This is a genomic window from Mesomycoplasma ovipneumoniae (genome assembly GCF_035918255.1).
Taxonomy (GTDB): Bacteria; Bacillota_I; Bacilli_A; order Mycoplasmatales; family Metamycoplasmataceae; genus Mesomycoplasma; species Mesomycoplasma ovipneumoniae_A.
Genome location: NZ_CP142136.1, coordinates 1005336 through 1017709, shown reverse-complemented (window position 1 = coordinate 1017709; position 12374 = coordinate 1005336). Strand labels below are relative to the sequence as shown.

Genomic DNA, 12374 nt, shown 5'->3' with positions numbered 1-12374 from the left:
GCCAGTAACTATTTTACCAATTTCACTAATTTTAACTTTTTTTCATTCATTCATTTTTTCTACCCTATATATTTTTGATGCGCTTTCTTCACATTACTTTGCTTTACCATTGCATATTTTAATGTTGTATCCACTTTTTCATGACCCAATAGCCTTTGAACTTGTTCAATTGGCATTCCTTTATCTATCGCAATTGTTGCCAATGTTCGTCTGAATTTGTGAGGATGAACTTTTTTAATATTAAGATCTTTACCAATTTTTCTGAGTCTTGATTCTACTCCATTTATACTAATTCTATCATATGGCCGTTTTAATGAAACAAACAAAGATTTGTTTTTATCCACTCTTGAATCTAAATATTTTTTTAAATGAATTTTTGTTCTAGCATCAAAATATACAATTCGTTCCTTATTTCCTTTTCCTACTACTATACACTCCCGTTCATTAAAATCTACATCTTCAATATTTAGCTTTACTAACTCCCCAACCCTCATTCCTGTGGAAGCTAGAATGTCAATCAACGCTAAATCTCGGTAATTATTGACATTATCTCTCATTATTTCAAGTTCTTCATCTGAATATGTTTCCTTAAGAGTTATTGGTGCTTTAACTTTTTTAATTCTTCTAACTGGACTTTTTAGGATGTAGTTTTCATCCTCTAGTCAGGAAAAGAAACTTGATAATATTCTCCTTATATTATCTATTGTTACCTTACTTGAATTATTTTTGTATTGATAATTTGATAAATAATTTCTCAAATCATTTGTCTCAATTTCATTAATTTGTTTATTTATGGATTTAAACATTGAATCAATAGTAGAAATATAGTATTTTATTGTATTGTCGGAACAACCTTCTAATGTTTTTGACCCTATAAATAATTCAACTATTTTTTCATTAGATACATCATCGTTGTTATCTGAGTTATTTTGCGCTAATATTAATTCCTGTTTTAGAACGTTTTTAAGTTCATTCATTTGCTTGTTATTTAAGCAGTGTTGCATTTTCTGCAAAATATTTTTAATATATTTATCATTCATATAATCTCCTTAATAAAAACTGGGTTTAAAACAGTTGAGTTTAATTATATATTCAACTAAACGATAATTTAGAGAAGCAAACCAAACTGCTTTATGATTATTGGTTTACTCAATTTGACTTTCCTGATGAAAATGGAAACCCATACAAATCATCAGGTGGAGAAATGGTATTTAATGAAGAATTAAAGAGATATATTCCTAAAGGTTGAAGTGTTAAAAAAATGTCTGATATTATATTGAAAAAATCTAATCCATTTAATTTTAAAAGTACTGAGCCTACAATAGATTTAAGTGTTATGCCTCAAAATTCTATATCTTTAACAACCGCTAATACAAGTAGTAATTTTTCAACTAATTTATTTACAATGAATGAAGGAGATATTCTTTTTGGGTCGATTAGACCTTATCTTCGTAAAGCGGGTATAGCACCTTTCAATGGAGTGGTTGCGGGGACAATATATTCATTTATACCCAAATTTCAATACGATTATAATTTCGCACTTATAACCATATCTAGTGATTCATTTTTCAAGTATGCCATTAGTCAATCTCAAGGAACAAAAATGCCTATTGTTAGTTGGCAATCCATACTATCATACAAATTTCCGTATAATAAAGAAATTTCAAAGAAATTCAACATTTTAAATATAAAAAATATAATTGCGAAAAACTCACAGCAAATAATCTACTTAACAACTCTTCGCGATTATCTACTACCGCTTCTTTTAAATGGTCAAGTCGCTATTGAAGACTAGACAAATAAATTATCGTTTAGTTAAAAAAATATTTTTTATTATGAACACTCCCGTAAAAAAATTAACAAAAGTACAGCACTCAAAATCTTGACAAAAAACTAGTTGCCTGATTTTTTTCTACTAACTTACAATTTTAATGTATTTAAATTTGTCTTCAATTGTGAATTTGTATTGTTTCATTTTTACACACCTTTTTTGAATACGTCTGAAATTGGTGTACTAACTTATGCAGATTGAACTGCATTTTTATATTAAATAGTTTAAAAAAGTATATAAATTTATACACTTTTTTGACATTTTGATTTATTTTGTGTTTGTTTTAAATGGATTAAAAAATCATGGTGAATTTGCACTGGCGGGTGCAAGTAGATGCCATCTTAAAATTTGAGCAGCAAATGATTTAGTATTTTTTAAATCCAATGGATGTTCACCATTGAAGTTCACACCAAAATAGTTAAAACCGCGAGTTGCATAATTTCAACCTTGCAAACTGTTGCGAGGTGTTCCGGAGTTAATTAATGAAATGTAATTGTTATCAGCGCTTAAAATTCCAGTTCCTGAATTTCCGGCATCAAAATATGTAGGCACATAGCCATTTTGATGTCTTAACATTACATTATAATTACTTAGACCTGGTCGGTGAATAACATATGCAGATTGTTTTCCATAAGGAAAACCAACAATTGAAAAGTCATAAATTAATGACTGGTGGTTTATATTATAATCCATACCATTGAAATTAAATTTCATATTTTCAAGCGCTAGTCATGATTTTAATCAGTTGGCATACTCATATTTTCCTTGTGCAAGCGCTTCATCATAAAGTGGCTTAACATCGACCACAAAAATAGTAGCATCAATATTGCGGCCTTTATGTTCCTTTCCATCCCGACTTTGTTGATCTGATCCAGATCAAATTTGAGAAAGTAGAAATCCAGAATTTGGGTCTTCTTCTTTGTCTCTAGGCTTTGATGAAGAATTTGGACCTTTTAATAGGCCACCTCAGTAACTAAATCCAGCATCAACATTATTTCCAAAATTAAGTGAAGGTTTTACAATGTAACTATATCTTCGATAAGTGTTTGGCAAGCCAGTTGTTGAGTTATTTAGCTGGTCAAAATTTTTGACATTTTCTACGTGATTATTAGTTATAAAGTAGAATTTTCAGTCATTTTCATCATTATTTACTTTTCCAATCATCGTTGCAGAACCAAAACTAAAAGCAAGTGCACGTTGGAAATTATTTTCAAATTGAGGATTTGATTTGATAGTGGAATAATTTATATAATCATTGTTTTGTAAATAACCATTATGTAACTCATAGGGAACGTTTTGGTTTGGAAAATAAACATTTTTTCGAACATTAGGATCGGTATAAAAAGGAATTGGTGCATTATCTTGAGTGTAAGAAATCTGTTTATAATCAAATAAATTAGTTCGTCTGGTATGCTCTTCATATTGTTCATAATTCTCATAAATAACATTTACACCAGCACCTCTATCTCACAAGATAAAAGCTTTATTTTTGTCAAATTTATCATTATTTGTAAAAGGATTGTAACCTTTAGTGGTATTTACATAATTGATAGGATTACCAACAATAATGCTATATTCTTCACCTTTCAAACTTAATTTAAAGTGCAATCCATCTATTTTTTTGTAACATTTAATAATAATGTTAATTTGGGAAGTGGTGTAGAGCCAGTGCTAGTATTATTATATCTTTCTGGTAGTGCAAGTTCAATATTTAGTTTTGACATTCTTTTTAGTTCTGAATAGTCTATAGTAAATGAAGGAAACTTATTTTTAGCTTCATTGCCAATTGTAGGATCGCCTGGTTTAGTGAATCTATTATAGCGATTATCATCTTGAATTAAAACATTTCCATAAATTGTTAAATCTAGTTTTACATCTCGAGCATTTTCTAACATTTTTTCAAGGTACTTTTCTTTTAAAACTCAGGATGCACCTTTTCCATCTTGTGACCAAATTGCATCTTTAGCATTAAATTCAATTTGTCGATTTCGAATAACTTGATAATTTTCTACTATTAAAGTATTAAGACCTGAATGTCTTCATTTGAAGCTTGAATTTTTGATATCATCAAGCAAAACAGAATTTGAACCAGCAACCTTGTATCAATTATTACCAACAACTATTTTTTCTGTTTCTTTTTTTTGGTTAGGGTAAGTATATTTTAAATTAATATAAGTATTGTTTTTATACTCAACTTTTTCATGAATTGTAATATCTTTAGTCTCAATTGAATAGTTATTTAGTGTCAAAGTTTGTTTATTTCAAGTTAATTGTTGATTATTATATTGAAAATCTTGTAGACTCACTTTGTTTATAAGCAATTCTGGATATATATTGTTTTGAAAATCATTTGATAAATTCACAAGTGTAATTTCTTCTGATTTTGAATAAACTTTGCTAGGATCACTTTTATTAATAAAGCCAATTTTGAATTTTAGCTCGCCTGTTCTTTCTGATTTTACATCATAATATACAATAAAATAGTGATTAATAATATCAGAAATATTATTTGGATTAGTTGTTACTCCACTAGGAATTATGCTATTTGTATTTACTACAAAAACATTTGCTGAATTATCTATTTTAGCTTGAATACTTTGTTTATCAAATTCATCTCCTCCAGTAGCTTCTTTTGATTCATCTAATGTTCCTTTAAACTCTGATGAATCATTTTGAGTGTTTTTATTATGATTATTTTTAAGTTTTAATAAATATTGTAAGGCACTACCAGCATCTTGTTTTCGAAATTGGCTAACTAAGTGTTGAGGGTTTAAAACACTAAAAAGTGTTTCTTTTCCGTTCACTTTAGCGCCTGGAGTTTTTCTTAAATCGAAATTAGAGGCGTTAATTCCATCAATTAATTTTTTATGACTATTATCAAAATTACTACTTACTCAATTAGAAGGTAATTCAATATCACTAAGACGAAGTGGTCGGAAATATCACATATTTTTAGCATATTTAGTTTTATAATCACTTTCAGTTATCTTTAAATCTCAATCTTGAAAAGGTAGTTCTTGATTATTTTTTTTGATTCCAAAAATTAATTTCGCTGTCCCACCGCGATTAGAATCATAAATATTTGAATGATCAAGTACTTCCTTAACAAAAAGTGAGTACTTACCAATTTGTGGTCACTTATAGATTTCATTCAATTTTTGTAGCGCTAACATTGAAGTAATTCCGTGATGATCAACATCTTGCTTAATAGGTTGTAGATCTTTTAAAATTGGTTGGCTAGCCTCAAGACTATTGTAAGATCATTCTTTATTTGTAAGGTAACTAGAAATTAAAAGTTCTAGATCAGCTCGATCCTTTTTGCTTCCTATTAAATCTTTTGTTCGCAGTTCAATCTCGAGATTGGATTTTAGCTCTAAAGTTTTAACAACTTTGTTGAGCATTAAAAAATGCACTTGTGCACTAAAGTGTTTATTTTTATAGCTTATTTGGCCTAAATTATGTTTAAAAATTTGATCAATTCTATTACCTTTAGATCTAAAATTTTGTTTAATAAAATCTTGTAAATTATCAACATACGTCTCTTGAATTTGTGATAATTTAATTTTATCAAATTCATATAAATCATCAAGTGAGTTAAATTTTTTGCCTAATTCTTTAATTTTGCTTTCTATATTAAACTTGCCTTTGTTGTGAAAATCAAGAGTTTTTGTAACACGAGCTCGATGATTATTTTTATCTTTAACTTGATATGTGATTTCTAATTTGTTATTGTCTAATTCACTAATATTAGTATCTTTTATTTCAAAAGTGTAGCCTTCTTTTTCAATTTTAGTTAATAATTTTGTAGTTTCAACATCAAAAGCTGCAGGATTTAATTTGTCCTGTAGTTCATAAGTACTTATTTTTTCATCATCAAAAGAAGGATTTACATCATTAATTGCTTGCTCAATATTTTTAATATTTTCTTCTGATGTGCTGCCATTCAATTCATTTTGATGTCTTATTATTTCATTTTGTACACCATTAATTTGTACTTCTAAATTACCTATATTATCAGAAAAAGCTAGTTGGTTATTGTGAAAAAATGATTGTGCTTTTAAAAGTGTTATATCTAATAATTTATCAACATTATTTGTGGTAGAAGTATATTTCGAAGTTGTTTTTACAGAGTTTGCTGATTCAATTGTTTGCTTTAATTTTACTGATAAATTTGAAATTTTGTTAAATTTTCCTTCTAGTTTTTTAAGATCTTCAGCACTTTTTTGCTCACTTACTTGTTGTGCAAAAAAGTGTTTAAAACTAGAAGAAATTGTACTAAGTTTACTAATTTTTTCAATACTGTCTTGTTGTTGCTGTTCAAATAAAGTTAGTGGAATTTTTTTAGATGTTTTAGAATTTGTATTATTTTCTGAAGAAGAGGTGTTATTAGTTTGGCAGGCATTATTTTCAGTAGCACTTGTAGTATTTTTTAGAGAATCTGAATCAATATTACTATCAATTTTGGAAGATTCATCTGTTTTTTTAGCAGAATTTGATGTATTTTTTATATCTTTTTCTGATTTTTGATTTTCCTCTTCTGTTTTATCTTCTGTCTTTGTTTTGATTTGTTCATTATCTGTTTTTGAGGTTGAATTATTTTGCTCTTCTTTTTTGTCTGAAGATAAATTATTTTGGTTATCTAAATTTGGTTTCTTAGGTAGTGGTTTTGCATTTTCGTTTTGTTTAGCTGGTGCTTTAATTTCAGGGGTAGTTCCACAAGCAATTGCAACACTAAAAACTGTTACAAAAGAAGATAAAAGTAAGATAGATTTAGTAATTTTAGATTTCATAATTACCCTTTTATTGAATTCAATATTTTTTTATTATATAACACATTTTACTTTTTTGTAAAAAGGTGAAAAATAAACTTTAGGTTTTTTGGTAATAAAACTAAAATTGTTCATGGTTTTGCAACACAGTTTAGGTTTTTCTAAATATTTAAAATAAGATCTTCTTTATAATAATTTGGATATAAAAAATGTAACCATAACTAAACCAGAACAAAAAAAGAAAACCCTTAGTGTTAACTTTCTTTGTCCTGGTTTACCCGCTTTTTTTAAAGGAGTCGAATTTGACCCCTTTAAAATTAGGGTTGTTGATAGTTTCCCATAGACCAAGGAATTTAATTGTATCTCTTACCCTTAGTCAGTTTTTAACAACATCTTTAGGTTCATGAATATTTTTATACCTTGCAATATCTGTTAAACTTATATAATCATTTTTAAAATCTTCTGTATAAATTTGTATTTCAAAACCCTTTGCCTCTAGGTTTCTTTTTTTGTTTTTGACAAAATATATCCCCTTTCTTTTATTCTGCGTACTGTTTAGAATTATTTAAACTTTAAATTTCAAAATAATTTTAATATAAATAAACTTATGTTTAGTAATAGTTTGAAAAATTTAGGTGGATTTCCACCTTTTTATTTCAATGTATGCAATATATTTAATTTAAATTTGTGAAAATACTTAAAACATTATCTATTTATAAATGCTTGTCTATGACTTTTTGTTATCCCGAGTTTCCTAGTTTAGTTTTGGGAACTTTTTAAGATTTTTGACAAAAGTTAATTACCTATTTTAAAACACTGGCAAAGTCAATTTATGGATAAAATAACAAAAATCATAAAAAATACAACTACTATTTAAACTCAATGTAAAAAGAAAACTCATTTTTATTTAAATTGAGCCTAAAAAACATGTGAAATTTTGAAAGAACAGTAATCAAAAGCCATAAATTTGTAGATTTCTAAACGGGTAAATTTAAGGCACTCCATCATATTTAAAAATATAATGGATAATTCGCAGTGTCTGATTTTTTAGACAAAAAGCATAACTAAGTCCCCCTTAATTCAATATCAAAATTTATTAATTATTCTTAAGTGAGTTTTATTATAACAGAATTTTTTCTTAGACTAAAGATTTTTTTGCAAAAGGTTAATTTCAAAAAAATAAAAATTAAGATTTTAGCGTAAAAAAACCCGGATTTACGGGCATTTTTGCATATTTGTATTTAATAAAAAGCGAATTTTTACTATTAAATTGGCAAACTCAGGAAATGCGCTTGAATTCTAGTGTAATTTCTTTTAGCAATTGATTAACATAATAACTTATTCTTTTAAAACACAATTTTATTAGGCATTTTTCCTAAAAAGTTTTTAATATATGTTAAAATTTTAAAACTAATAAATTTAATTAAAAAAAGGAAAAAACATGAAGAAAAAGTTAAAGTTTTTTAAGTTTGCCACTAATATTCTCGCTTTCACTTCACTGACACTAAGCGTTTTTGGTCCGCTTTGACATTTTCAAAATACAAAAAACTATTCAGATTTCAAACTTGAAACTCGTGATATAGATTTATCAAATTCAAAAAAACCGGTAAATTTTGATGATTTAGTCCAAATTGTTTCGACCAAAAACCAACAAAATTCGCTTGTCATCAATGCAAATATTAAAAATGCCCAAACACGTCTAAACAAAACAAGTACTAATTCACACTCTCCTAATTTAGATGATATTGAAATTCAAATTAATGAAGATGGTCAGGTAATTTTAAATAGTGCTTCACTTGAATTTGTTAACGAAAAAGCTGAACTCTATTTTGAAGAAGGTATACCAAAACTAAAATTAGAAGGGCATGTTTTTGACTTTAGAGAGCTTCAAAATCAAACTCGGATTGAAAAAACATTCTTTTTCCTTTTACCTTTTATTCCATTTATTTCAAATGCTATCGCAGCTGCCATTACTGCAGTAGCAGTTTCCACAGCTGCTGCAGTAGCTGTGGAAACTTTTCCAAAAGTTGTTGATGGCGTAGGTAGATGATTTGAGCGCAGTGGAAGTTACAGTGCGCCAGCTAATAATAACCCTATTACTGAAAGAACTGAAAGCTCAATTGTGGTTGACTTAGATAAATTACCAAAAGCAAAAGGTGAGCCTAGCATTAAATCAATAGCAAATACAGCGATTTTAGAACTTTCTATTATAAAAGCAAAAGATAAGGAAAAATTAGTAAACTACACGGGAATTCACCCTGCTTGATTTTTTAATTTTCACAATAAAGACTTAGAACCTTATTTTGTTATTAGTAGACAAGCAATTCCAGAACCTGCAGCTTGACTTTTAGCGGTTGGAAGTTTGCTAGCCCAATCAGAATTAACCAAAATTATTATTAATAACTTGCTGCCTAGTTCGGTAAAAAACAATAAAAATGTTTATGACCGTAAAAATATGGATAAGAAGCTAAAATCACCTATTGATTTTTATTCATATAATAGATCAGTTATGGAAAATTTGGCTATAAAAACAAAATATACAGCAAATTTGATGGTAGGAAATAAAGGACCAAGAAACCCAAATTATAATTTAAATAAAGATATCGGTTTTACTAATGATCGCTTTGTTGTTGGAGAAGGACTAGCTAGTGATGCTATTGATTGAACCGACCCTAAAAATGCGTTTGATATTGATAAAAGTAAAGATGAAAATATACCACCATACGTAAAAATATATTTTCCCAGTTATCACGTAAGGAGAGCAAGAATGATAAAGGGAAAATTCGACAAGAAGGAATTTATAGAAAGAGAAAAAATGTTAAATGTTGAAAAGGTGCATTTTTTATATGGAGAAGCAACTAGATTTAGTAACCAAGGCAAAAAAACAATTAATTAAACTAAAATATATAGAAATTAATATTAAAAGTCGTTGTTCAATTCAAAACATGATTGAGGACGATGTTGATTTATCGTTTGATTGTAATTATGAGTATTATAGAATTCCAAATTTTTTATCCAATTACCTTAGCTACTTCTTTGATCCTAATCCAATTGAAAGAATTATTAGTTTAAATTATAAACAAGAAGATTATGTTTATAATTTAAAACTAGAAGATATCCCAAAAAGTGCGTTTTTTTGTAAAAAACTCAATAAATTTGGTTTTTATAATGATATTAGGTGTTTAATTGGCGGTTGAGCAAACAGTGAATATTGTGATAAAAATGGAAAAGAAAATCTTGGTCTTATCTCTGAACTTTATCCTTCGTATGGTTTGCACGATGGCAAAAGTTTTGAAGAGGTTGTTGTTGTCTTTGAAAACTTTGATAATATTGAAAAATGCGAATTTTCAATCTCTTATCCGGCTGTATTTTCAAAAATATTTAAATCAAAAACCAAATTAAGAGAAATTGAAGATTTAATTATTAAGGAAATTCAGGAAAGTGTTCCTTATGCAAAACCAAAAAATTTAGCAAATTACCATGAAAAAATCTTTGATTTTTTATCAAATAGATATGAATATAACTCAAAGTTTGTAGATATAAATAAACCATATTTAGGACAAAATGTAGAAAATATCTATAATTTGTTATTAAAAGAAAATTATAATTTTGGCGAAGAAACCCAAATTGAACCAATTCAAAATGTATTTACCTTTGAAACTTATGAAAATTTGCTCAAAAAATTTGAAAAATACGGGATTAAAAAGCTTAATTTAAACATTGAAAATCGCGATAAATTTATTCTTAGTTGATTTGATAAATTTGGTCTAAAGTATCGAAAATATTGCATCGAACTTTTTGGTGAAAGAGGCCAAACTTATTATGATAATGTGAATAATTGGACAAATAAAATCGAATTAATCTATTTGTTGCAAATTTTATTTGGTCCTAAATATTGAATTGAAGAAGTAGATTTTTATCCCGATGAGCCTGATTTTCTTATTCTGCCAAGTTGGGCCAAATTAAAACTTGAAAATTTCGAAATTTTTTACTTTGGTGGACAAGAATATGGACTTCTTGATGAGATAATTTCCCAATTTGACTCAGAAAAGCCAGTTTTTTGATTTAAACCATATTACTACTCCGCCTATGGAGCAGGCGATACATGAATTTTGCCAATTGCACTAAAAAATTTCATTTTATTGAATGTCGATGGTCAAAAAATTTATTACTGATTTTGCCATTCAAATTTATATAATAATATTTATCAAGGTAAATACGAAATTTTAAAGTATTATTTTAAACAAAAATTAGTCAAACTTGAACAAGACATTTTTCTGCGTGATGGCAAGGATCCGGAGTTCTATGTTTCTAGATCGCCAAGGCAAAATAATTTAACTAAAAATGTGATTGGATCATCTATGGAAGAATTAATTTTATATCGCGATGCGTTAAATAAATTTCTAAAAGAAACAGGCCATGAATTTGGGTATTTTACAGACTTTCTAGAAAATACTAATTTATACAGTCAGCAAGAAAAAGAATTAATTTTACAACAACATCTTCTCTTTTCTTGAGATTCTAATGATTGAACTGAATATTATGATGAAATTGCAAGAGTAGATTTTCGTGGTTATAAAAGCAAAAAATTTATTGAGATAGAAGGAAAATCGTAGGTCTTTTTGTTAATTAATAAATTTAAAGACAAAAAATTTAAGTTTATTTTTAAAATTCTTAACTTGTTTTTCTTTTTTATCTATTTAAAAATAGTAACTTTGATAGTTGAATTTATGTTTATTTACAAAAATGTGCTTCCCGAGTTTCCCGGTTTGATGACATATCTTAAAAAAATGTCGGGTTTAATAAACCAGGGCAAAAAAAAATTAACACTAAGACGTTGGCTTTTTGTTCGAGTTTGCATTGCTACCTGCTTTCTTTTTAAAGGGGTCGAATTCGACCCCTTTAAAATTAGGATTGTTAATAGTCTCCAAGATGCAAATTTAAATGCAATATCCTTATGTGCAAAAGTCCCACCATATCTTCCTAGTTTCACATAAATCCCTTTTGCATTTGTTGTATTAATCCATTTTTGAGGTGATAAGGTAAATGTATTACTGCCAGCCTTTTTCAAAAACCCCTCGAATTCGAAGGGGTTAAATTCAAGATTATTTAACTGCTCCCATTCTCTTTTTTATCAATTATTTGGTTAAGATAAAAATCGCTTTTATTATCATTTTGCTACCTCGCTTGAAAAATTTAGGTGGATTTCCACCTTTTTATTTCAAAGTAAAAATCACACCCCTGAGTTTCCCAGTTTGATAAGATAACTTTAAAAAAGCGTCTGTTTTTAGGAGCTTTTTTAATTTTTTTGGCAAAAGTTAATTACAATTTTTTACTGATTTACTAAAATATCAAAGTAAAAATCACACCCCTTAGTTTGGCAGTTTGATAGCAAAAATTCGCTTTTTAGTGAATATAAATATGCAAAAATACCGGTAAATCCGTGTTTTTTGACGCTAAAACCTTAATTTTTATTATTTTGAAATTAACCTTTTGCAAAAAAAAAAAAAAAAAATGTTTGGTCAAAAATAAAATTGTGTTATAATAAACATCACTAAGAATAAATTAATAAATTGTCGATATTGAATTAAGGGGGAATTAGTTATGTTTTTTGCTATAAAAAAATCAGAAAATGCGAATTATCCATTATATTTTTAAATATGATGGAATGCCTTAAATTTAACCGTTTAGAAATCTACAAATTTAGGGCTTTTAGTTATTGTTCTTTCAAAACTTCATATGTTTTTTTAGGCTCAATGCAAATAAAAACGAGT

General features: G+C 27.5%; 6 protein-coding genes. 3 read left to right on the top strand and 3 right to left on the bottom strand.

What is annotated here, in order from left to right; genetic code table 4:
- Positions 1-59: 59 nt before the first annotated feature.
- Positions 60-1040, bottom strand: coding sequence for a site-specific tyrosine recombinase/integron integrase (gene xerA, locus U3G01_RS03650; RefSeq protein ID WP_255031333.1), 981 nt, complete (start codon positions 1038-1040; stop codon positions 60-62).
- A gap of 164 nt (positions 1041-1204) precedes the next feature.
- Here xerA and U3G01_RS03645 point away from each other — a divergent pair, with 164 nt between their 5' ends.
- Positions 1205-1795, top strand: a complete 591-nt coding sequence (locus U3G01_RS03645) for a hypothetical protein (RefSeq protein WP_326564837.1) — start codon at positions 1205-1207, stop codon at positions 1793-1795.
- Positions 1796-2098: 303 nt separating this feature from the next.
- Here U3G01_RS03645 and U3G01_RS03640 read toward each other — a convergent pair whose 3' ends face one another.
- Together U3G01_RS03640 and U3G01_RS03635 are read right to left on the bottom strand one after the other, a co-directional pair.
- On the bottom strand, positions 2099-3439 hold the full coding sequence (locus U3G01_RS03640) for an MGA_1079 family surface serine endopeptidase (RefSeq protein ID WP_326564836.1): 1341 nt from the start codon (positions 3437-3439) through the stop codon (positions 2099-2101).
- A 5-nt stretch (positions 3440-3444) separates the two neighbouring features.
- Positions 3445-6621: a hypothetical protein gene (locus U3G01_RS03635; protein WP_326564835.1), complete on the bottom strand. Its 3177-nt coding sequence runs from the start codon at positions 6619-6621 to the stop codon at positions 3445-3447.
- Between the two features lie 1420 nt (positions 6622-8041).
- Between U3G01_RS03635 and U3G01_RS03630 the strand changes: the two genes are divergently transcribed.
- Positions 8042-9496: a hypothetical protein gene (locus tag U3G01_RS03630; RefSeq protein ID WP_255031277.1), complete on the top strand. Its 1455-nt coding sequence runs from the start codon at positions 8042-8044 to the stop codon at positions 9494-9496.
- Positions 9447-11216 (top strand): hypothetical protein, encoded by a 1770-nt coding sequence (locus tag U3G01_RS03625; protein ID WP_255031279.1) that lies wholly within the window; start codon positions 9447-9449, stop codon positions 11214-11216. Before U3G01_RS03630 ends, U3G01_RS03625 begins: the two co-directional genes overlap by 50 nt.
- Positions 11217-12374: the final 1158 nt, after the last annotated feature.